Raw genomic sequence first — 24,477 nt, 5'->3', positions numbered from 1 at the left:
AACCAAATTATGAAATTACCGCATATGAAACGACCTCCAATTTGATGGTTAATTCTTCTCTAGAATTAATCTATCATGAAAATTAGCACCTAAATTATTTCACTTATGAAACTAACCACTTGTCCAAAAAATTGGACAAAACCATTGCTGTTTACCAGTAAATGGACATTAATGGGCTTTACATGCCTGTCGTTATTTGTGTGTCCCGAGCATACATTTGCGCGAATAAATAGCGACGTAATTTCTTTTCAGGAAGAAATTGAAATTAAGGGGAAAATTACTGACAAGAATGGTGCTCCCATCGCTGGGGTATCCATTACCATCAAGGGCAAAAGCATCAGTACATCAACAGATGCCAATGGAAATTTCACTTTCCGAGTTCCAAGAAATTCCGTTTTGGTAATGACTTCAATGGGGTACAGCTCAATTGAGCATGTCGTATTGAATTCCAATCCAATCAATTTGACGATGACAGAGTCCAATGAGGAATTGGATGAGGTCGTTGTAATCGGTTATGGAACGCAAAGCCGTAAGGAGACGACCGGAAGTTTAACATCTGTAAAAGGGGATGATGTGGGGAACTTGCCCGTTCAGAGTTTTGATGCTTCCTTGGCCGGTAGATCATCTGGGGTTCAAGTGAATACCAGTTCAGGTGTTCTGAATCAAGCTCCAGTGTTCAAGATTAGAGGAACTAACTCTCTATCATTAAGTACCTATCCTTTGGTCGTGATCGATGGGGTTCCAGCCTTCAATGATAATGACGATTCAGGACCAAGTTATGCGGCTTCCAATCCATTATCTGCAATCAATCCAGCCGATATTGAGAGTATAGATATCGCTAAGGATGCTGCTGCAACCAGTATTTATGGTTCGCGAGCTGCCAACGGGGTGGTATTTATCACTACTAAAAAAGGGAAAAGAGGTTCTGCCAAAGTTAATTATGAAGGTTGGTTGGGTTATACAACCGCTAACCGTTTGCCGGAGTTGTTGAATGCTGCCCAATATGTGGAAATCAAGAACGAAGCATTGAGGAACGACGGGACCTTTAATGACACTAAAAACTTTTACGGGTTGAGTAAGGATGCTAATGGAAATACCATTGACACGCGCTGGTATGATTACATCTATCAAACCGGAACTTCCCATTCACATAACATCAATATTTCTGGAGCAACAGAGAAAACCAATTATTTTGGTTCTGCAGCATATACCGATCAAGAGGGTATCTTCCAGAAAAATGGTTTCAATAGAAAGTCAGCGATGTTCAATATTGACAATACGACTACCGATTGGTTAAAGTTGGGCGTTAAGTTGAACTATGTCAATGAAAACAACTTGGCGGCAATGTCTACCGGTGCAGGTGGCCAAGGTGGTTTTCAGTCTTCTTCATCTTCTGGTGCGATGGCGCGGTTAGCATTGATTTCAGCGCCTATCATCGGTCCGTATAACAATGACGGAAGTTTTAACGTGACTTCAAATGGTTTCTTGGGATTAATGGACAATACAGGACATTTGAATCAATCAAGACTAGGTTTCTACAATCCAGTGATTTCATTGCTGAACAATTATTCAAATAATACAGGAAATAATGTGCAATCCAATGCCTATGTGCAGATTAAACCCTTGAAATGGATTACCTATAAATCTGTTTATGGAATCGATTATAGAAACGTAGATTATAACAATTATTATTCACCACTTTCGGGAGAAGGATTAGCTAGCAACGGTTCTGCAAGTAGTGTAAGTTCGAAACGCCAGCGTTGGGTTTGGACAAATACATTGACATTCGACCGGAACTATGATAAACATAGCTTTAATCTATTGTTAGGTCAAGAACAACAAAGAACGACAGGTTCTATGTTTGGTTTGCAAAGAACTGGCCAGACGGATCCATACTACACTAATATACAGGGTGGTTGGCAAAACGTTTTTGACTATAGAACTGATAACCAAGAAATCAATAACTATCTTTTCTCCTTGTTTTCCCGTTTGCAATATGACTATCAAAAGAAGTACTTCTTTACTGCCAACTTAAGACAGGATGAATATTCTGCTTTAGGACTGAACAATAAGAAAGGTACATTTTGGGGAGTTTCCGGTGGATGGGACATTGCTAAGGAAGCTTTTTGGTCAGCGAGTTCATGGGGACAAAAGATCAATGCCTTTAAGTTGAGAAGCAGTTATGGTAAAGTGGGTAATGTGGGTGGACTTGGAGACTTTGGAGCGATCAATACTTATTCTGCCACCTTATATGGAGGTCAACCGGGTTTAACCTATTCGGTAACTGGAAACCCTGACCTTAAATGGGAAACCAGTAAGAAATTTGATATAGGGTTGGATTTTGCCTTATTCAATTCAGCTATCACAGGGGAGATCGGTTATTACAAAAACTCTATCGACGGTTTGATCTTCGCGGTGCCACTACCTCCTTCAGTTGGTATTCCTAATGGTACTTCAAACAGTATTCTGCAGAACGTTGGTGAAATGTATAATAGAGGGTTTGAATTTACTATTGGAGGTGCACCAGTCCGTAAAGAGGATTTCAGATGGAATAGCTCATTTAACCTAACTACCAACCATAATGAAGTATTGACATTGGCGAATGGCGTGCCGAGTATCATTTCAGGTTCTTTGGATGGGATGACGATTACTTTACCTGGACAACCTGCCGGTATGCTCTATGCTATTGAAACTGCTGGTGTGGACCCTGAGACAGGAAGAAGGATCTTCATTGATGGCGATGGCAAGAAAGTATTCTATCAACAGAATGTTTCAGGGATCAATGCTGTCAAATACCAATGGGAATATGAGGATGGCACCAGAGCTAGAGCTATTACTCCGTCTGATGATGCTAAACCATATAAACCAACCGCTCCTAAGTTGTTTGGGGGATGGACCAACAGCTTTAACTATAAAGGTGTTGACCTGACAGTGTTATTGACCTACCAATTGGGGGGCTATATGATGAATGGTAACCAAGGAACTATGCGTGACCTACGGTTCTGGAACAATTCAGCGGATATGATGCGTAGATGGCAGAATCCAGGGGACCAGACCGATATTCCAAGGGTTGTAAATAACGACAATGTGTCCAATGGTAATACATTGCCTTTAATACATAATATTTCTTCGACAGATTACTTGCGCTTAAAGAATGTGATGCTTTCCTACACGATACCAAATACTTTGGTGAGCAAAATGAAGCTGAATAACATTCGTGTTTATGTCAGTGGCCAAAACCTAGCATTATGGACCAAGTACACTGGGTATGACCCAGATGTTACTACCAATGGTAACAATGCAATCAGACAAGGTATTGACAAGAACCAAGCACCAAATGCAAGGACATTCACATTTGGATTAAACGTTGGATTTTAAGGACAATTAAAAACTTATCACAATGAAATCGAGTAAATCTATCATATTATGTGCAACTGGACTGACCTTATTATTTAGCAGTTGTAGGAAAGAAGAGTGGTTGAATCCACAACCCAAAACATTGATCACCGATGTTACCGCGTTTAGTACACCAGAGCGTATTCTGAGTCAAGTTAATGGCTTGTATGCAAGCATGAAGGCTTCAAGCTACCTAGGGAGTTGGTACATATTGATTTCTGATGTCAGGACGGGTGAATTTCACTGTAGCAACATGAATGCTGCTACGGGTGCCACCATGTATTCCATGTTACCCCAGACCACAACCTCCGATGTCAATGATATTTGGGTGGCGACCTATGCGACAATCAACAAACTGAACGTTTTCTTGGATGGCTTAGATAATGGTGGTGATGCGGTATTGGATGCTGCAACAGCAAATAGCTACCGTGCAGAGGCACGACTGATCCGCGGCATGACCTATTATTATCTTTTGCAATTTTATGCAAGGCCATATTGGGATGGCAATGGTAGCAAACCAGGACTTCCGCTCCGTTTGAAAGGAAATACAGGACCAGGGAATTATGATTTGGAGCGAAGTACTGTTGCAGATACCTATAAACAAGTATTGGCAGACTTGGATTTTGCTGAACAAAACCTGCCAGCGAATTATACCTCAGCGTTCCTAAATACTACCAGAGCCCATAAAAACACGGCCATTGCTCTAAAAACGAGAATTTACCTGAGCATGAGGGATTATGCCAAGGTAATCGCTGAAGCAAATAAGATTGTTCCTGCTTCAGCACCTTTCAGTGCAGGAACTGGGGTAGCCAATAAATTGGAAGGTAATTTTGAAGATCTCTTTAAGTCTCCTTACACTTCTTCGGAGTCGATTTTTTCAATGCCATTTACAAATAATGATGCTCCCGGAAGTGCCCTGTCCAGATATTATTTGCCAGGTACAGGTGACGGCGGTACATCTACCAGTAATGGTGCTGGTGAATATTCCCTGAATAAAGTGGAGGGAATCTATGCTTCAGCGGAATGGTTGGGTACTGATGCCCGAAGGAAATTGACCAAAACAGGAACAAAGACGGGGAAAGCATGGTTAACGAAGTTTAATCAAGCATCTCCTTATATCGATTATATTCCAGTAATCCGATATTCTGAGGTTTTGTTGAACCTTTCGGAGGCTTTGGCTAGATCCTCCAATACCGTAGATGCCCGCTCATTAGCATTATTGAACGCGGTATATGGCCGCTCCAATCAAGGGGCATCCCTAACTGCAGGGTCATTTGCCAATATAACCGCATATTTAAATAGAATCATCGAAGAACGTAGGATTGAATTCCTAGGTGAAGGAATCCGTAATGGTGACTTGATGCGTTTGGGGTTAACCATTCCAGCGAAATCACAGCATGCCATTGCTGCCGTGCCGACCGATGATCCTGCTTATATTCTACCGATTCCAAGTAATGAATTGATATTGAATAATTTAATGGATAATAACTAAAATAAATAATGTATGAATGATTATAAAATTAAGACGATTAGTTTCATAGCTTTCATGTTCATCTTTGGAGATCTATGGGCGCAGAGTTTAGCGCCCGTAATCCCAAGGGGGCCGCAATACAGTAAAAACAAGGCCATCGAAACATTGAAACTTGATACGTCAGTAGTGTCTAACAATTCAGCCATCATTCCTGAAGTGGTAGAAACCAAGCATGTAGCCAAACTGAGGTCTGGTAGTATTGAGTATAAAGCCCAGTCAGGCTATATACAGTTGAAAGATGAAGACGGCAATCCCAAAGGGAATGTTTTCTTTATCGCGTATGTTGCAACCAACCGGAAAGACCGGCCGGTTACTTTTGCATTTAATGGAGGTCCAGGTTCGGCCTCTGTTTGGGTTAATATGGGATTCATGGGGCCTAAGCGACCTAATTTGACGGAAGCTGGAGATGCCGTTTATCCATATAGCTACGGAGATAATCCGGAGACCTGGTTGGATAAGACGGATCTTGTATTCATTGATCCGATCTCTACAGGTTACAGCCGTGCTGTAAAAGGGGAAGATCCCAAACAGTTTCATGGTTTTGTGGAGGATGTGCAGTCGGTAGCCGACTTCATCAGGTTGTATGTAACCAAGAATGAACGCTGGAATTCCAAGAAGTATATCATGGGCGAAAGTTATGGAACGCCAAGGGCAGCCGGTCTTGTTCAATATTTACAGAACCGATACAGTATGTATTTTGATGGAGTCATTATGTTGAGTTCTATATTAAATATGCAGACGGCAAGGTTTGAGATCGGGAATGACCTGCCTTATCATCTGTTTTTGCCAACCTATACGGCAACAGCCTATTACCATAAACAATTAGAACCTAGCTTACAGAGCAACTTGAGAGCGACATTGGATGAAGTTGAAAAATTTGCTAACAACGAATATATCTTGACACTGAATAAAGGAACTGATTTAACAGAGCCAGAATATGATCAGATCGCGACTAAATTGGCTAGGTATACCGGTTTGAGCAAAGCCTATATCAAAGAGACCAACCTTAGGATCAACATCCATAAATTCTGTAAAGAATTGAGGCGCGATGAAGGATTGACGGTGGGAAGGCTTGATAGCCGTGCTATTGGTCGAGACTATGATGATTCGGGCGATCGTTTCGAATTTGATCCAGCAGGAAATACAGCAGGTACCTTTTCTTCGGCAATGAATCATTATATTAGGACCGAACTTAAATTCAAGAATGAACTACCTTATGATTTTTCCGGTGGGGTATCCCCATGGAACTACAATAATGTTCAGAATAAATATTTAAATGCTTCAGAGCTATTGAGGCAAGCCATGTCTAAGAACCCTGACCTAAAGGTTTGGGTAATTGGTGGGTATTATGATTTGGCAACGCCTTATCATGCTGCTGAGTATGTTATGAAACATATGAATTTAAGGCCAGAACAGAAATCGAAAGTATCATTTACCTATTACGAGGCAGGGCACATGGTGTACATGCCGAAGGATTGCATGGTACAGCTAAATAAAGATGCAGATGAATTTTACAAGAAAAACTAACCGAAATTATTTGAAAGCAGGATTTTTCATTGCTTTCTTGGCAGGTTCAACCATGACCCATGCCCAAGAGGCAATCAAGTATCAATTACCTCCTCAATCCATCGTTGATCTTGTGGATGCCCCACAGATACCAATGGAGGAATTCAGTCCAGATGGACGGTACATGTTGGTACTGGAAGTTCCAGGTTTTCAAACCATCATTCAAGCTTCACAACCTGTATTAGGTGTTGCCGGCTTGAGGATCAATCCCATTAGTAATACCACTGTAGCAGAGAATCTGGGGACATTCAAAGGTCTGAAGATTCGTGATTTGAGCAATGGCTCAGAGTTCAGCATCCAAGGGCTACCTCAGGACTTACAGATTGCCGATGTAAAATGGTCATCCAAACCTGGTGTATTTGCCTTTTTGAATAAATCATTAGAGGATACGGAACTATGGCTTGCCGACCTGAACAGTAAAACAGCTAAAAAGCTGTTGAGCAAGGTCAATGACACCTACGGAAGTACCTTTCAATGGAATGGAGATGGAACAGCTTTGCTTGCCCAGCAAGTGAACAGCTCAAGAGGATCCGTTCCTGTCCAAAATCCTGTGCCTACAGGTCCTGTAGTGCAGGAAAACCTTGGTGGAATCACCCCTTCAAGAACTTATCAGAACCTATTGGCAAATGGATACGATGAGACCCTAATGGAATATTACCTGACTTCAGACCTTATCGAGGTCGATCTTCAGGGGAATGCCAAGCCTATTGGCATTAAAGGCATCTTTAAATCTGTTTCCTATTCTCCAGATGGAAAATATATCCTGACAGAAAAGGTCGTAAAGCCCTATTCTTACTTGGTTCCCATCTACCTGTTTCCGGCAGAAGTGACCGTTTATTCTTCAACTGGATCAAAAGTAAAAGATATCTATACCATCCCATTAGCGGATAAAATGCCGATCTCATTTGATGCGGTATTGGAAGGCCCTCGAGATTTCGAATGGCGAAAAGATAAGGATGCTTCCTTGGTTTATGTGAAGGCATTGGATAAAGGCGATCCTAATATGAAGACCGAGGTCCGTGATGAATTATTTGAAATCGGAGCGCCATTTGATCTTTCTTCTTCAAATAAGATATTCTCAGGGACCTATCGAGTTAGGGATATTCAATGGGGAGATGGAGTGGCTATCGTTTCAGAAAACTGGCGAAAGGACCGTTCCTCAAAATTGACATTAATCAACCCGACGACCAATCAGGTAGTTAAAGTGCTTTCAACCCGCAAGTCTGAGGATACCTATACCGATCCAGGAAGCTTTGTAAAAAATGAAAAAGGACAGTTGCTGACAGATGGCAAAGGTTCTGTTTTCACGCAAGGATTAGGAGCTTCTCCAGAAGGAGATCGCCCATTCCTAATGAAATGGAATGTTCAGAATGGTAAACAGGATACCTTATACAAATCTAAACGTGGCTATTATGAAGAACCGATCTTCTTCAACAATACCGGAGTACTGTATGTCTCTAGGGAATCTGCAAAAGATGCTCCGAATGTCTATTCGGTAAATATCAAAAACAAGAAGGAAACGAAGATTACCAATTTTGCAGATCCATACCCAAGTATCGCAAATGTTCAGAAAACCTTATTGTCTTACCCAAGAAAAGACGGATTGAACCTTTCAGGAACGCTATATGTGCCGGCGGATTTCAAAAAAGGCGATGCTCCATTACCTGTTTTGGTATGGGCATACCCGCGTGAATTTAAGACCAAAGAGGCAGCGGGACAGGTAAAAGGATCACCAAATAGGTTCCCACGCTTGGCCTTCCGTTCTCCGGTTTACTGGGTGACCCAAGGATACGCAGTCGTGGATCAAGCTGATATGCCAATCGTTGGTGAAGGGACTTCTGAACCTAACGACACCTTTGTTGAGCAGATCAAGGATAATGCAAGTGCATTGATAGAGCATATTGTAGGTCTAGGTGTGGCTGACCGCAACAGAATTGGAGTTGGTGGCCACTCTTACGGAGCCTTTATGACGGCCAATTTATTGGCACATACTGATTTGTTTGCCGCTGGTATTGCCAGAAGTGGAGCCTATAACAGAACTTTGACTCCATTTGGATTCCAAGGCGAGGCAAGGACCTATTGGCAAGCCAAAGACACTTATGATGCCATGTCGCCATTTACCTATGCGCCACAGATCAAGAGACCATTATTGATGACCCATGGTATGGACGATGAGAACTCAGGGACATTCCCTATACAGAGCGAGCGCCTTTATGCAGCGATTAAAGGGCATGGTGGAATCGTGCGTTTGGTGATGTTGCCTAAGGAGTTCCATGGCTACAGAAGTAGGGAAGGAGTCCTTCATACCTTCTGGGAACAACATCAATGGCTAGAGAAATATGTAAAAAACAACAAAAAATGATTAAGAATACCATAAAATCGATTCTGGTAGCCTTATTGATTGGGCAGTTCAACTATGGAACGGCGCAACAGGTTACCAATCCGAAAACACATTTTGGATTCAATATCGGTGATGACTATATGCTTGCCAACTACAAACAGATGGAAAGCTATTTTTTAAAAGTTGCCAAAGAATCCAACAGAGTACTCATACAGGACGGGGGACTAACAGAAGAGGGCAGGAGACAACACCTGATCATTATCTCTTCTCCTGAGAACCTGAAGAACATTGAAAAATACCGTAAGATATCCCAAACCTTAGGTCGTGCCGAAGGAATCACTGAAGCCGAAGTGAAGGAGCTTTCCCTGGCAGGAAAACCTGTGGTATGGATTGATGGAGGTATGCACTCCAATGAGATGGTTGGATCGCATCAATTAATTGAAACCTTCTATCAATTGACCAACCGGAATGATGCTGAAATCAATAATTACTTGGATAAAGTAGTGGTCCTGATGTGGCATGTCAATCCTGATGGACAAGATCTATTGGCAGATTGGTATATGCAATATGATGACAAGGAAAAGCGTAACATGTCCATTCCTACCTTGTACCAAAAATATGTAGGTCATGATAACAACCGTGATTTCTTTATGTTCAACATGAAGGAAGCTAGCAACCTTGCCAAGGTAGTCTATGTAGATTGGTTGCCTCAGATCATCTATAACCATCACCAAACCTCTCCAGATGGCACTATTGTCGCTGGTCCGCCATATCGTGATCCATTCAACCATGTATTCGATCCATTATTGGTGACCGGAATTGATGGTGTTGGATTTGCAATGATCAACCGCCTTAATGAAGAAGATAAACCTGGCTATGTACGCATGGATCAATCTGGATTTTCTACTTGGTGGAATGGAGGATTGAGAACTGCTCCATATTTCCATAACATGATCGGTATCTTGACCGAAATTACAGGACATCCAACCCCTTCAGAGATTCCATTGGTAGCAGAAAGGCAGATCCCTAGAAATGGCTTGCCTTTCCCTATTGCACCTCAAAAGTGGAATTTCAAGAAATCAATTGACTATTCCGTCTCGATGAACTTCGCCATCCTAGATTATGCTGCGCGTAATGGCGATAAATTATTGTACAATATCTACAAGATGGGTAAAAACTCCATTGACCGAGGGAATGAGGATTACTGGACAAAATACCCTAAATATGCCGAGTCCATTGAGAAAACCTATGATGCAGATGTAGCGGCAGGTAAGGTGAAGAAAGAAGAAAGCAATACTTTCTACCGTTCAAAAACCATCCCTAAAAGCTATTATGATGCTATTTTCGCTGATAAGTCTAAACGCGACCCAAGGGCTTTCATATTATCGGCCGATCAAGAAGATTTCGGAACTGCCGTTAAATTTGTGAATACCTTGATTAAATCCGGAGTATATGTTTATCAAGCGAACGCTGACTTTAGTGTGAATGGAAAGAACTATCCAAAGGGTTCTATCGTTGTCAAAACTAATCAAGCCTTCAGGCCGCAGGTATTGGATATGTTCGAACCTCAAGATCACCCACACGATGTGGAATATGAGGGAGGGCCTCCAATCCGTCCGTATGATGCAGCAGGCTGGACCTTGGCTATGCAAATGGGTGTAGAATACGATAAAGTATATGATGATTTTAATGCGCCTTTACAGAAAAAAGAAACAGGTGTTCTGTTGAGCCCATTGGCTAGAGAGGTTGCATCTTCAAAAGGTGGATATCTGATCAATGGAAAAGCAAATGATGCTTATTTGGCGATCAACCAACTATTGAAAGCTGGCGTGAAAGTATTCCGTGACCTTGATTCAAAAGATTTCTATGTAGATGCAAAAGCAGCAGCTAAGGTGAAAGAATTTGGTGCTAGCTTAGGCTTAGAAAGCAAAGCGGTTTCGAGCAAGCCAAAACAATTGAAACCAGTTGAAGCCATCAAGATCGGTTTATTTGACCATTATGGTGGTAGCATGCCTTCAGGTTGGGTAAGATGGATGTTGGAGCAATATGGATTTGACTACAAATTATTCTACCCACAAGATATTGACAACAGTAGCATTAAAGATTATGATGTGCTGTTGTTCGTAGGTCAGGGTATTCCGGCGTTTGGTTCCAATGCTTCAGGCCGTTCGGTAGACGCAAGCATCGTTCCGGATCAATATAAACACATGTTGGGTTCAGTAACAGCTGCCAAGTCCATCCCTGTGCTTAAATCCTTCGTAGAAAATGGAGGACAGATCGTAACTATTGGTTCTTCCTCAGAACTGGTTTACCATTTTAACCTTCCGGTTGAAAATCCATTGATGGAAATGGGCAAGGATGGCAAGAAAGTGAAGTTGTCCAGTGTGAAGTTTTATGTTCCTACGAGTATTTTAAAAGCTGAAGCGGATATCAGTAAGCCTGAGAACTACGGATTGGATAAAGACCTGAACATTGTGTTCAATAACAGTCCGGTCTTTAAGTTCCAGAATTCGGACAATCTGTATTCACTAGGATCCATTAACTCTGATCATTCGCTATTGAGTGGTTGGGCCCATGGACAGCAATATTTAAAGGATGTCAATATTGGATTGGTATCCAAGATTGGGAAAGGGAAATTAGTGGCCATTGGTCCTGAGATAACGAACAGGGCACAAAGCCATGGAACATTCAAAATGTTATTTAATCAACTATACCGATAAAAATAAAGGGAGCGAAAGCTCCCTTTTATTATTTATTGTAGTTCATCTCTATTTTCAGGAATCTTCCCGTTTCAGAGTTTTTCTGTTTGATCAATTCCTCCGGTGTACCTTGGAAAAGGACTTTTCCACCGTTTTTACCACCTTCAGGCCCCATATCAATGACCCAATCGGCCGCTTTGATGACATCTAGGTTATGCTCAATGATCAGAACCGTATTACCTCGGTCAACCAAGCGATTGATTACTCCCAGCAATACATTGACGTCCTCGAAATGTAGCCCTGTCGTTGGTTCATCCAATATATAGAAGGTCTTTCCGGTATCTTTTTTAGAAAGTTCCGTTGCCAATTTTACCCTTTGGGCCTCGCCACCAGAAAGGGTTGTCGACGATTGTCCCAAGGTAATATAGCCTAGACCTACATCCTGTAGGGTCTTTATTTTCCGATAGATGGAGGGGATATTTTCGAAGAAGGTTACCGCTTCATCGATGCTCATGTCCAGTACATCTGAAATGGATTTTCCACGATATCTGACCTCTAAAGTCTCTCGGTTATAGCGCTTTCCGTTACAGGTTTCACAGGGAACCTGAACATCAGGCAAAAAGTTCATCTCAATGATCTTCATCCCTGCACCTTGACAGGTTTCACATCTTCCGCCCTTCACGTTGAAGGAAAAGCGTCCAGGTTTGTAACCCCTGATCTTCGCTTCTGGTAACTGTACATATAAAGAACGGATATCGGAGAATACACCGGTATAAGTGGAAGGGTTTGACCTTGGCGTCCTCCCGATTGGAGACTGATCGATTTCAATCACCTTATCGATGTTTTCCAAGCCTTCGATCTTTGTGTAAGGTAGCGGTTTAGCTTTTGCCCTAAAGAAATGGTGGTTCAAGATTGGGTATAGGGTGTTGGTGATCAAACTAGACTTGCCAGAGCCCGATACGCCCGTTACAAGCACCAATTCTCCTAAAGGGATATCTATGCTCACATTCTTTAAGTTGTGGCCTGTAGCGCCCTTTAAAGTAAGTGTATGGCCGTTTCCTTTTCTTCTTTCATCAGGTATCTTGATTTCTCGGGTACCATTCAGGTAATCTGTCGTCAAGGTGTTTTCCTTCATCAATTGTTTCGGGGTACCTTGGGCCACGACTTTCCCTCCGTGAACTCCCGCAGCCGGTCCCATATCGATGACATAATCCGAATGTAGGATCATGTCCTTGTCATGCTCCACGACCAAAATGGAGTTACCGATATCGCGAAGATTTTTAAGAGCATTGATCAAGCGTTCATTATCACGTTGGTGCAGACCGATACTCGGCTCATCCAAGATATAAAGTACATTGACCAATTGTGAACCGATCTGTGTGGCAAGGCGGATACGTTGAGCCTCTCCACCGGATAAGCTTTTGGAGCTGCGGTTTAAGGTCAGGTAATTTAGGCCTACATCCAACAGGAATCCAATCCTGGTCTTGATTTCCTTGATGATTTCCGTGGCAATGATGTTCTGTCTTTCCGAAAGCCTGTCTTCAACAGCATCAAACCATTCATTCAAGGCTACAATATCCATTTCTGCCAATTCCGAAATGTTCTTATCAGCAACTTTGATATGTAGCGATTCTTTTTTTAAGCGCGCTCCATGGCATTCTGGACAAACAACCTGTGTACGGAATTCATCCAAGCCCTGTGCGTCATCGCTGTATTTTGCGCTCATTTCCTCCAACATCTTGAAGATGCCGGCGAATTGTACCTTATATTCCCTGGCTCCATAAGAACCGTAGGAAACCGTTAAGCTTATCGGTTCCTCTTCTCCAAAAAGAAGGTTGTCGATTAGTTCCTCGGATAGCTTGTCGATAGGGGTCGTTAAAGAAAAATCATATTTCTTGGCCACTGCTTTCAGTACCGCAAAGTTCCAGGAGTCTTTTACTGGTCCCAATGGGATTATTCCGCCTTTTTGTATGCTTTGGCTTCTATCAGGGATAACGATCTTTTTGTCGATTTCATAGATATATCCCAAACCATCACATTTAGGACAGGCTCCATAAGGGGAGTTAAAGGAAAAAGTGTTAGGTTGCGGTTCATCATAGGAAATCCCAGATTCCGCATCCATTAAATATCGACTGAAAAATTGCTCCTTATTTTCTTTATTGGCAATCTTGATGATCCCTTTGGCAGTTTTTAAGGCTTGGCCAATGGAGGTAAAGAGTCTTTTCCTTGATTCCTTCTCCACAATGATCCGATCCACGACAATCTCGATATCATGGATTTTATAACGGTCGACCTGCATTTTAGGAGCTATATCCAATATTTCTCCATCCACACGTACCTTGGTATAGCCCTGTTTCCTGATTTGTTCAAAAAGTTCGCGGTAATGACCTTTACGGCCCTTCACCACAGGGGCTAGTACATAGATGCCTTCACCATTGAATTCATTGAGGATACGGTCTGTGATTTCGTCATCAGACATGCGTTCCATCTTTTTGCCGGTCACATAAGAGTAGGCTTCCCCGATCCTTGCATATAGCAATCTCAGGAAGTCATATATTTCTGTTATGGTTCCTACGGTCGATCTTGGGTTTTTGGAAGTGGTTTTTTGTTCAATCGAAATAACGGGACTCAGGCCAGAGATTTTGTCTACGTCCGGTCTTTCCATTCCTCCCAAAAATTGGCGGCTGTAGGCAGAGAAAGTCTCCATATACCGTCTTTGTCCTTCGGCATAGATCGTGTCAAAAGCCAACGAAGATTTACCGCTGCCACTTAATCCCGTGATAACGACAAGTTGGTTTCTTGGAAATGATACATCGATGTTTTTAAGGTTGTGTACGCGGGCACCAAATACTTCTAATTCGCTTTGATCCCCAAGGTCTACTGCTTTTTTTACGGCCATTAATCTCTCCTTTTAGCAAAATGCAAAGTTACAGATTTTTAGCTAAGGATTTTTATTTGCTCAACCCTAATCTACTATTAGGCAGGATTATTGAAAAGTATTACCTTTAAACTACAAAGCACATCAACTTGAAAAAACTAGACGTAAATAAATCGGAGCGCGAAATCATTGAACAGGCATTGGAGCATTGGGAAAAGGAGCAGTTGCTATCGCAGGAAAAGTCTGAGGAATTAAAGGGAAATTTAGATGATAAAGGCTTTGAATGGGGGATGTTGGCCAGGTATGCCTTTTGGATCGCCTTGGCCTCATTGATATTCTCCGTGGTTTCCTTGTTTTCCGATGGTTATCTATCCGACTTGGTGGAGAAATTTTACGAGACCCCGAATGTAATATTCTGTTTAGGTTTTGCAGGATTGGCTGTTTTGTTCTATATCCTAGGTTTTCGGAATAAGTCGAAAAACCCAGAAAAGAACTTTTCAAATGAGACCTTGATGCTTGCCGGCGCATTCTCTACAGCAGCTAGCATCGGATTTTTAGGGCAGGTCCTGGACCGGAATGAAAACCATTTCACCCTGCTATTCCTCCTTTCCATCATTATTTACGGAATACTTTCAGTCAAGCTTACCTCAAAATTGCTTTGGGTTTTTACCTTAGTGGCCCTCGGGATTTGGTTTGCAACGGAAACAGCGTACCATAGCAATTGGGGATTTAAGTTCTGGGGGATGAATTACCCCTTAAGGTTTACCATTTTTGGGATTATTCTAACTGCTTTTGCTGTATTGCTACAGCCTAAAATAAAGCCATTGGCCGTATTCGGGTCCACTTCCTTTGTGGTTGGTCTGCTCTACACCATGATCGCCCTTTGGTTGCTTTCCATATTTGGCAACTATAGTGATTTCGACAAATGGTCCAGTGTCAGGCAATATGAGATTTTTTACTGGGGGCTTTTAGGGATTGCCATTTCCCTGGGCTTGGCCACCTATGGCATGAAAACCAAGGACCATATCTCGCGTGATATTGGTTTCGTATTCTTTATCCTGAACCTGTATACCCGGTTTGTGGAGTATCTGTGGGATAATATCAATAGAACGATATTCTTTTTGTTATTGGCGGTTTCCTTTTGGTTTGTTGGCCGTTGGGCCGAAAGTATCTGGAAGAAAAAGGAATGAGGTATTAATACTTTACCCCATTTTCCTTTAAGAAATTCACTGCAATTTTCTCATGTTCGATCAAAGGTTTCAACTCAGAATCCATGAGGGAAGAAGCAACAGAAACAAAGAATTTATTGATCGATGGAATCAAGGTCTCAGAAATAAGCTGTACCCTTTCCATATGAAATTCAGAGGTGATAATGATCAATAAGTCTGGTTTTATTTCTTCGATTGTCTTTTGTGAAAGGGAAAAATCTTCAATAGTGTTCTTTGAAGGGATCCCGGGCAGAAAACGGTCGGGATTAATGCCTTTGAGGCTCAAGAAATTTTGAGCATAATACGTATGTGGTTTGTCCGTAATATTAAAGTGGTCGCCTTGGCCACCCGTACATAAGATCAAAGCGGATTCGTTATTGATGGCTAAATCATATGCTCTATATAGCCTATCGAGTGCTATAGCCGAAAGGTGTCCGTACTCGTCATTAGGCGCGCCCAACACCATGATTATTGTTTTCATGAACAAATGAATTAATTACCCAAAACTATAAAAAAGGATATAAATAAAGTAAGGTTTAATAATTATTTCTTGGAATTTAAAATATTAACCAATCTAGTTTTACATTCTAATTATAATAAAAATTTATAACAACTGGAATTGATGTATCCACGGTAATTTACGAAAAATATTAAAAAAGGACAAATTGGTCTTAAATATGAGGTTACAGAAAAAAAGAGGTCGGAATTTTGTTCCGACCTCTTTCAACTCCATCAGGAGTTATTATATTTTAAAATCTTATAAGTGGATTACTTCACCGTACGCATCAGCAACAGCTTCCATAATAGCTTCACTCATGGTCGGGTGAGGGTGAACCGATTTAATGATCTCATGGCCAGTAGACTCTAATTTACGAGCTACAACCACTTCAGCGATCATTTCAGTTACGTTAGCACCAATTAAGTGAGCACCTAAGAATTCACCATATTTAGCATCGAAGATTACTTTTACGAAACCATCTTTTGCACCTGCGGCAGAAGCCTTTCCAGAAGCGGAGAATGGGAATTTACCCACTTTGATTTCATAACCAGCATCTTTAGCAGCTTTTTCAGTGAAACCTACGGATGCAACTTCTGGAGAACAGTAAGTACATCCAGGAATGTTATTGTAATCGATAGGGTCAACATGTAAACCTTTGATTTTTTCCACACAGGTGATACCTTCAGCAGATGCCACGTGCGCTAGAGCTTGACCTTTCACGATATCACCGATTGCATATACACCGTCGATATTCGTTTTGTAGAAGTCATCAACAAGGACACGTCCTTTATCTGTTTTTACACCAACTTCTTCAAGGCCTAGGTTTTCGATGTTAGGCGTAATACCCACAGCAGAAAGAACCACTTCAGCCTCTAAGGTTTCAGTACCTTTTTCTGTTTTGATGGATACTTTGCATAGATCACCTTTAGTGTCTACTGATTGAACTTCTGATTTCGTAAGGATATTGATACCAGCTTTCTTCAAGGATTTCTCTAATTGTTTAGAGATTTCTTCATCTTCTACAGGCACGATACGGTCCATAAATTCAACGATAGTCACTTTCGTACCGATTGCGTTGTAGAAATATGCAAATTCGACACCGATAGCTCCAGAACCTACGACAACCATAGATTTAGGTTGTTTAGGTAAGTTCATTGCTTGGCGGTAACCGATAATTTTCTTTCCGTCTTGAGGTAGGTTAGGTAATTCTCTGGAGCGAGCACCAGTTGCAAGGATCGTGTGTTTAGCTGTATATTCTTTGGTAGAACCATCTGCAGCTTTCACTTCGATCTTACCAGCTTTTTTAATTTTTGCAGTTCCCATGATCACATCGATCTTGTTCTTTTTCATCAAGAACTGGATCCCTTTGCTCATGCCATCTGCTACACCACGACTTCTTTTTACGATGGCTTCAAAGTCGGCTTCACCACCGTTCACTTTGATTCCATAATCAGCAGCATGATTTAAATATTCGAATACTTGTGCACTTTTCAATAGTGCCTTGGTAGGAATACAGCCCCAGTTAAGGCAAATTCCACCTAATGCGTCACGTTCGATAATGGCAGTTTTGAATCCCAATTGAGCTGCTCTGATGGCGGCTACGTATCCACCTGGACCACTACCGATAACAATAATGTCGTAATTCATAAATATTAATTGTCGTTATGTTTGCAAATACAATTCTTCAAAAATACACATTTTTTATTTAGTCAGGACATATCTTTTCCCCTATGGACTGATTTTTACGCGGTATATGTCATATCGAGGTCAATCCTTTTCCTCGATTTCTTTTCCCTAAAGGATTTCCTTTTCTTTGCGCTGACTAATAGTAATTTATATGTTAAGAATATTTCAGCAAGTTGCCCTTTGGGAGGCAATCTCTACCGTTTTGTTGTTTTTTGTTGCTATGCCATTGAAGTATTTTGGAGGAATTCCAGAAGCCGTGCGTGTTGCCGGATCAATCCATGGTTTCCTCGTTGTACTTTTTGTTATCCTGTTGATTGCCTGCTGGCAAACCTATAACTGGAAAATTGGCCGTGTAGTCAAATATTTCTTCCTTAGCTTGATCCCAATCGTTTCCTTTTGGGTAGAAAAAGACCTTAAAAGAGAGATTACAGCTCAAAAAGCTGCTTAGTCCCTTTTCTTGATATCAGACTCGATCCCCATATAGGCGTAGGTAATTTCCGTTTTGCCATGTGGGGTTGGAGTTCCTTCCGGATCTAGGTTGACAAATACCAACTTGTCGATCGAAAGAATCACCATCCTTGTTATTTTATTGCGGACCACGCAGCGCATCGTTAACGAGGTCCTTCCAAAATTGATGGCCTCGATTCCGAGCTCAATGATATCCCCTTGCTTGGCCGAACTGACAAAGTTGATTTCAGAAATGTATTTAGTGACTACATGTGGATTCCCGAGTTGGACGATGGCGTAGATTACCGCTTCTTCATCTATCCAGCGCAATAGAGTTCCTCCGAATAAGGATCCATTTGGGTTTAGGTCCTCGGGTTTGACCCATTTACGAGTATAAAAGTTCATAATACAAATATCTAAAAAAAAAGTTTATTCACTTTCTGAATTTACTCGAAAGATTCAAGGTGTCCTTCGCTCAAATTTTTAACGGAATGCCAAGTTTAGGGACCTGTCAACTGACTGAAAAATCCGTTTCGCAAACAGTTGATTGGGAGTATATTATTGGGGATTGATTCGAATAAGACCAATAACTCCACTAGATTCAGGGACAAAAAAAGAGGCTACCTGAAAAGATAGCCTCTAGAAATAATATTTTTGATTTTAAGCATGGATCGCTCTATTTGCAGTTGCTGCTAGAGCAGCTTCTTTAAATGCTTCCGTGAAGGTAGGATGAGCGTGGCAGATTCTACCGATATCTTCAGCAGATGCACGGTATTCCATTGCAACAACAGCCTCTGCAATCATATCAGCAGCACGTGGTCCGATCATGTGTACACCTAGGATCTCATCTGTTTCGGCATCAGCCAATACTTTGATGAAACCATCTGTGTCACCTGATGCTTTCGCACGTCCAGACGCTTTGAATGAGAAACTTCCAGCTTTATATTTCTTGCCTTCTTCTTTCAGTTGTTCTTCAGTTTTACCTACAGACGCAACCTCAGGCCATGTATAAACTACTCCAGGGATCAAGTTGTAGTCGATATGTGGTTTTTGACCAGCAATACGTTCAGCAACATAGATACCTTCATCTTCAGCTTTGTGAGCCAGCATAGCACCTTTAATCACATCACCGATGGCATATACACCAGCAACTGATGTCTCCAAATGCTCGTTTACAGGAACTTTATTTCCTCTTTCTTCAGTTTTGATGCCGATATTTTCAAGGCCTAGACCTTCTGTATACGCTGTTCTACCAACCGCTACGATACAGTAATCGCCTTGTAATTCTACCGCTTGGCCTTTAGCATCTTCCGCTGTAACCGTTACGTTCTTACCTTTTACGGTTGCACCGGTAACCTTGTGGCTCATAAAGAATTCTACGCCAAGATTTTTCTTCAGTACACGTTGTAATTCTTTGCCTAGTCCGGCATCCATGGTAGGGATGATAGATTTAGCATATTCAACAACGGATACTTTAGCGCCTAAACGGGCATATACAGAACCCAGCTCCAATCCGATAACACCGCCACCGATAACGATTAAGTGTTTAGGGACTTCAGTAAGGTTTAATGCTTCAGTCGAAGTAATGATACGTTTTTTGTCAACAGGAAGGAAAGGTAATGCTGAAGGTTTGGAGCCCGAAGCGATAATTACGTTTTTCGCGCTTAACTCTTCTACTTTACCATCTGCAGCAGTCACTTTAATGGTGTTTTTGTCAACGAATGAACCTACGCCTTGGAAGCTGTCAATTTTGTTTTTCTTGAATAAGAAGGTAATACCAGCAGTATTTTGGTCAATAACACTGTTCTTTCTGTCGATCATTTTTTTCATGTCGACTTTCAGGTTACTTAAGCTAATGCCGTGTTGTTCAAAATTGTGAGCAGCATTGTGGTAATGTTCTGATGAATCCAACAATGCTTTGGATGGGATACATCCAACATTAAGACAGGTTCCTCCAAATGTGCTGTATTTTTCAATTACGGCAGTTTTTAAGCCTAATTGAGCACAACGGATAGCGGCAACATAACCACCTGGACCACTTCCGATTACGATTACGTCGTATTGCATAGAGATTTTTCTTTGTTTACGAGGCAAATTTACTATTTAAATGCATATTAAGCGAAGATTAATAGGATTAAAAATTGGGTGTATTTTGTAATTAGACGGAGAGATTACAAAAGGAAAGCAAGGTTACACTGATGGATTCTGATTCTGAGCATGAAGCGAGGAATATGTTGTCTTTAAAAAAATTGAATGTCGTCCTTGACCGAAGGTTAAGGAACTGTTCGTATGCTGGAGTAATGGATGGTTTTTGGAAGAAGAAGGTGAGTATTGGCGTACAGTTCCTGTTTGCTTCGCAAAAGGATGACAGCGACAGGGAGAGGCGAGGAACTGTTCGTATGATGGAGTAATGGATGGTTTTTGGGTGACGAAGGTGAGTATTTGCGTATAGTTCCTCTTTGCTTCGCAAAAGGATGACAGCGATAGGGAGGAGCGAGGAAATGTTCGTATGCTGGAGCAATGGTTGGGTTTCGGATGAAGAAGGTAAGTAATGGTGTACAGTTCCTCTTTGCTTCGCAAAAGGATGACAGCGATAGGGAGTGGAAAAACGTACAGATTCTTCGCTATTCGCTCAGAATAAAATTTATTGACAATCAATAAAAAAAATATAAACTTTACATGGTTGGTACGAAGGCTTAATAGTAAAATGCTTATTTGTAAAAAAATTAATAGATAGTGTATTACGTTTATATTCTAACAAATTCCAATCGAACTGTCCTTTATGTAGGTGTAACTAATGATTTAAAAGTTCGATTAACTTATCACAAATCACCAACCCTATCTCAAAATTCCTTTACCAACAGGTATAAAGTGTATTTTCTAATTTATTTTGAGACCTTTTCTCATGTTTTGGACGCAATAACTCGAGAGAAGGAAATTAAGGGATGGTCAAGAAAACGAAAAGAGGAATTAATTAACACTCAAAACAAAGAATGGAAATTTTTAAATGACACAATTTAGAGCAGGATTCTGATTCTGAGCGAGGAATCTGTAGCCATAAAAAAAAGAATGTCATCCTTGACCGAAGGTTAAGGGACTGTTCGTATGCTGGAGTAATGGATGGTTTTGGAAGAAGAAGGTAAGTATTGGCGTACAGTTCCTGTTTGCTTCGCAAAAGGATGACAGCGATTTTGAGGAGCGAGGTACTGTTCGTATGCTGGAGTAATGGATGGTTTTTGGGTGACGAAGGTGAGTATTTGCGTACAGTTCCTCTTTGCTTCGCAAAAGGATGACAGCGACAGGGAGTGGAAAAGCGTACAGATTTCTCGCTATTCGCTCAGAGCTGAATTCAGGGGGATAAAAATATAAAAGGCTCCAATTTGGAGCCTTTTATATATGTTCTTTTACTTTGATTATTCAGCAACGATTTGACCATGCATAATTCCAAAGTGACCAGGGAAGCTACATAGGTAAGGATAAACTCCTTTTTCCAATGTAAACGTGATTTTGTCTTCTTGACCTGGACCTAATAATTTCGTGTGTGCAACAATTGAAGAAAGAGCTGATTTAGGGATATACTCGTTATCCGCTGCAGCCGTAGCTTCACCACCGAAAGTAGCAACATCAACACCTGGTTTCAAAACAACCAAGTTGTGTCCCATTGATTCAACAGGCATAGAACCTACGTTTTTCAAAGTCAATTCTACTGGTTCACCAGCTTTAACACGGATTAATGTAGTATTGAATTGCATTTGATCATTAGCTTCAACTGTCCATTGGTTTGACAATGTTACATTCTCAATACCTTCTACAGTTGTAGTAGATGCAGTTTCAGTAGCTTCAGTTTCAGTTGTAGTGGTTTCGGTTGAAGCGCCTTCTTCTTTCTTCTCAGCGTTATTGCCACAAGAAGTAATTCCAATTGCTAAAACTAGCGCTGGAATAATAAATAATTTCTTCATAGCTATTTTTAATAAATTTTATACGAATTTAACATAAATTATTGATTTAAACGAGGATTAAATCATTGTGAAGTCAATTTTGGGTTTTTATTTTTGTTGGTGACCTGTATTATTTTCTGATATAATTCGATTGGGTCGAAAGGTTTTCCAATAACACCGTCGGCTCCGGCTTGGAATGCAGCTGCTTGTTCATGTTCTAAAACCGATGCTGAAATGGTAATGATCGGTATGCCATGTTTTTCAGGGATTATATGGTTTTTGATTTCCTTGATGGCCTCAAATCCACTCATGATTGGCATGTGCGTATCCATTAAGATTAGGTCGTACTGCTCGTTCTCTACTTTTTCAAGGGCTAGTCTACCGTTCTTAACGATATCCACAGCACAGTTCCAGCTCCGTAACATATGGGCCAGCATAAAAGAGTTGAGCTCATTGTCTTCAGCCACCAGAACTTTCATCTCTTCAAATTTTGGAAAACTGTTGTAGGTCGGTACTTCTTTTTCCTTCTCGACCTCACTTTGGGCTGATTCTTCAAACCAACCTTCAAAATAGAATTCAGAACCTTCCCCATAAATACTTTTGGCTCCCACATCGCCGTTCAAAAGCTTTGCTAACCGCTTTACGATCGCTAATCCTAAACCCGTTCCGCCGAATTTTTTGGTGATACCATCATCTGCCTGTTCAAAGGCCATAAAGATCTTGTCGACGGAATCCTCACGGATGCCGATACCAGAGTCTTTAACGGAAAACTTAAGCCTAAAGCGTTCGTAATCTTTATTGACAACCTTTACAGAAAGCTGTATGGAGCCTTTTTCGGTGAACTTAAGACTGTTCGATACAAAGTTGCTGATGATCTGTTGCAACCTCAATGAATCGTAATGTATGTATTGAGGGACATCTTCGTCCACTTCGATATGGAATTTCAGATTCTTATGGGTTGCCTTGATCTTGAATATCCTATTGATATCCTCGATCATTTTGGTGAGGCTGAAATCCTCAAATTCAATCTTTAACATCCCTGAATCGATCTTGGACAGATCGAGGATGTCATTGATGATAAGCAATAGGGAATGAGAAGCATTGTCCAGCCTTTTTAACCAATCTTTTTGTTCAACGGTGAGTTCCGAACTCTTGAACATGTGCATGATCCCCATAATCCCATTAATGGGAGTCCGGATTTCATGGCTCATATTGGCTAGGAATATCTCTTTGGATTTTCTGGCTTGAATTGCCTCTTCACGTGTTTTGAGCAGTTCAATCTTGGATTCCTCCAATTCCTTATTCTTTTGGATAAGTTCTTGTTGGATCAAGATCTGTTGAACGAATGACTTAACCTTTGCTATGGTAATCTCTGGGTTCAGCGGTTTATATAAATAATCTACTGCGCCGCTTTCCAGGCCTTTCAATAGGTATTTGTCTTCCTTAGAAATAGCGGTGACCATGATTGCCATGATATGGCTAGTCTTGGGGTTAGATTTTAAAAGGGATACGAATTCGAATCCATTTATTTCTGGCATCTGTACATCGACCAGGGCAATTGAGATATCATCCTTCCAACAGATTTTCAGGGCTTCATTAGGGTCTGTAGAGCTCACGATGTTGACGTGGTCAACTTCCTGAAGCAGCGCATGCAGACTGATGATGTTTTCTTCCTTATCATCCAATATCAGAATATTGATCGTTTTCATAGGTGACATTACTTTAATTGACTGAAATAATCTACGATATGTTGATTTGAAATGACTTGCACTTTTTTAGAGACCTGTGTTCCAGCCAAGGGCATGGTGTCAATAATGGCTTCTTTGGGGTCTTGGACATAACATGCTGCACCTTGATCAACCATGGCCTTCAGGCCGGATGATCCATCGTTGTTGGCTCCGGAAAGAAGAAAAGCAGTCGCATCCTTGTTGTAAACAGCCGCTACAGAGTCGAAAAACACATCGATAGAAGGTCTTGAAAACTGTACGGGGTCTGAAATGTCCAAGGAAAATATATAATCTGGTTCTACCAGTGTATGGTAGCCCGGGGGAGCGAAATAAATATGGTTTTCCAAAATAGGCAGTTTATCACGTACCGAAATAACATTCCGGTTCAATCTTTTAGATAAACTCGTTTCGATTTTAGTTTCGTATTTCGAATTTCTATGCAATACAATGACAATAGCATCGGCAAATTTGCTGGGCAGATGATCGAGGATCTCCACGATCAATTCATAAGCGCCTGCAGAGCCACCAATTACTATGATATGTTTTGCCAGGTTTTCCATT

17 protein-coding genes are annotated in these 24,477 nt (G+C 41.2%); 9 read left to right on the top strand and 8 right to left on the bottom strand.

Translation table 11 applies throughout. The features are described from left to right. The first annotated feature begins 105 nt into the window (after positions 1-105). From ACWICE_RS01410 to ACWICE_RS01390, 5 genes are read left to right on the top strand one after another with little or no spacing between them, the layout of a single operon-like run. A complete protein-coding gene (locus tag ACWICE_RS01410; protein ID WP_454297475.1) occupies positions 106-3,378 on the top strand; it encodes a SusC/RagA family TonB-linked outer membrane protein in 3,273 nt (1,090 codons plus the stop codon). A gap of 22 nt (positions 3,379-3,400) precedes the next feature. Further along, complete coding sequence (locus ACWICE_RS01405) at positions 3,401-4,888, top strand: RagB/SusD family nutrient uptake outer membrane protein (RefSeq protein WP_454297474.1); 1,488 nt, start codon at positions 3,401-3,403, stop codon at positions 4,886-4,888. Positions 4,889-4,900: 12 nt separating this feature from the next. Continuing rightward, positions 4,901-6,454: a S10 family peptidase gene (locus ACWICE_RS01400; RefSeq protein WP_454297473.1), complete on the top strand. Its 1,554-nt coding sequence runs from the start codon at positions 4,901-4,903 to the stop codon at positions 6,452-6,454. Beyond that, complete coding sequence (locus ACWICE_RS01395; RefSeq protein ID WP_454297472.1) at positions 6,432-8,855, top strand: alpha/beta hydrolase family protein; 2,424 nt, start codon at positions 6,432-6,434, stop codon at positions 8,853-8,855. The genes ACWICE_RS01400 and ACWICE_RS01395 overlap by 23 nt, the downstream gene beginning before the upstream one ends. After that, entirely contained in the window at positions 8,852-11,554 is a 2,703-nt protein-coding gene (locus tag ACWICE_RS01390; protein ID WP_454297471.1) for a M14 family metallopeptidase, read from the top strand. Before ACWICE_RS01395 ends, ACWICE_RS01390 begins: the two co-directional genes overlap by 4 nt. Before the next feature lie 28 nt (positions 11,555-11,582). Here ACWICE_RS01390 and uvrA read toward each other — a convergent pair whose 3' ends face one another. After that, on the bottom strand, positions 11,583-14,432 hold the full coding sequence (gene uvrA, locus ACWICE_RS01385; protein WP_454297470.1) for an excinuclease ABC subunit UvrA: 2,850 nt from the start codon (positions 14,430-14,432) through the stop codon (positions 11,583-11,585). A 128-nt stretch (positions 14,433-14,560) separates the two neighbouring features. Between uvrA and ACWICE_RS01380 the strand changes: the two genes are divergently transcribed. Beyond that, on the top strand, positions 14,561-15,601 hold the full coding sequence (locus ACWICE_RS01380; RefSeq protein ID WP_454290731.1) for a DUF2157 domain-containing protein: 1,041 nt from the start codon (positions 14,561-14,563) through the stop codon (positions 15,599-15,601). Between the two features lie 4 nt (positions 15,602-15,605). Here ACWICE_RS01380 and ACWICE_RS01375 read toward each other — a convergent pair whose 3' ends face one another. Next, positions 15,606-16,100: a YdcF family protein gene (locus ACWICE_RS01375; RefSeq protein WP_185211203.1), complete on the bottom strand. Its 495-nt coding sequence runs from the start codon at positions 16,098-16,100 to the stop codon at positions 15,606-15,608. Positions 16,101-16,376: 276 nt separating this feature from the next. Beyond that, positions 16,377-17,765 (bottom strand): dihydrolipoyl dehydrogenase, encoded by a 1,389-nt coding sequence (lpdA, locus tag ACWICE_RS01370; RefSeq protein WP_185211201.1) that lies wholly within the window; start codon positions 17,763-17,765, stop codon positions 16,377-16,379. 190 nt (positions 17,766-17,955) lie between these two features. Here lpdA (ACWICE_RS01370) and ACWICE_RS01365 point away from each other — a divergent pair, with 190 nt between their 5' ends. Then, positions 17,956-18,252, top strand: a complete 297-nt coding sequence (locus tag ACWICE_RS01365) for a DUF3817 domain-containing protein (RefSeq protein ID WP_185211199.1) — start codon at positions 17,956-17,958, stop codon at positions 18,250-18,252. Here the strand turns inward: ACWICE_RS01365 and ACWICE_RS01360 are convergent. Together ACWICE_RS01360 and lpdA (ACWICE_RS01355) are read right to left on the bottom strand one after the other, a co-directional pair. After that, entirely contained in the window at positions 18,249-18,656 is a 408-nt protein-coding gene (locus tag ACWICE_RS01360) for an acyl-CoA thioesterase (RefSeq protein WP_093100827.1), read from the bottom strand. The two genes, ACWICE_RS01365 and ACWICE_RS01360, sit on opposite strands and share 4 nt — an antisense overlap. Before the next feature lie 255 nt (positions 18,657-18,911). Continuing rightward, the gene (lpdA, locus tag ACWICE_RS01355; RefSeq protein ID WP_185211197.1) at positions 18,912-20,318 is read right to left on the bottom strand and encodes a dihydrolipoyl dehydrogenase; all 1,407 of its coding nucleotides are present in this window, start codon (positions 20,316-20,318) and stop codon (positions 18,912-18,914) included. Between the two features lie 131 nt (positions 20,319-20,449). Here lpdA (ACWICE_RS01355) and ACWICE_RS01350 point away from each other — a divergent pair, with 131 nt between their 5' ends. Next, entirely contained in the window at positions 20,450-20,662 is a 213-nt protein-coding gene (locus ACWICE_RS01350) for a hypothetical protein (protein WP_454297469.1), read from the top strand. A gap of 325 nt (positions 20,663-20,987) precedes the next feature. Further along, positions 20,988-21,272 carry a GIY-YIG nuclease family protein gene (locus ACWICE_RS01345; RefSeq protein ID WP_254526464.1) on the top strand — a complete coding sequence of 95 codons (285 nt, stop codon included), beginning with the start codon at positions 20,988-20,990 and terminating at the stop codon, positions 21,270-21,272. 392 nt (positions 21,273-21,664) lie between these two features. Here ACWICE_RS01345 and ACWICE_RS01340 read toward each other — a convergent pair whose 3' ends face one another. The 3 genes from ACWICE_RS01340 to ACWICE_RS01330 form a co-directional block, all read right to left on the bottom strand. After that, positions 21,665-22,210, bottom strand: coding sequence for a plastocyanin/azurin family copper-binding protein (locus ACWICE_RS01340; protein ID WP_454297468.1), 546 nt, complete (start codon positions 22,208-22,210; stop codon positions 21,665-21,667). A 62-nt stretch (positions 22,211-22,272) separates the two neighbouring features. After that, positions 22,273-23,898, bottom strand: coding sequence for a response regulator (locus ACWICE_RS01335; RefSeq protein WP_185211193.1), 1,626 nt, complete (start codon positions 23,896-23,898; stop codon positions 22,273-22,275). A gap of 8 nt (positions 23,899-23,906) precedes the next feature. Next, complete coding sequence (locus ACWICE_RS01330) at positions 23,907-24,476, bottom strand: chemotaxis protein CheB (protein WP_185211191.1); 570 nt, start codon at positions 24,474-24,476, stop codon at positions 23,907-23,909. Position 24,477 lies beyond the last annotated feature (1 nt).

Source organism: Sphingobacterium sp. NPDC055346, assembly GCF_053645235.1.
This window is presented reverse-complemented; position numbering and strand designations above follow the sequence as displayed.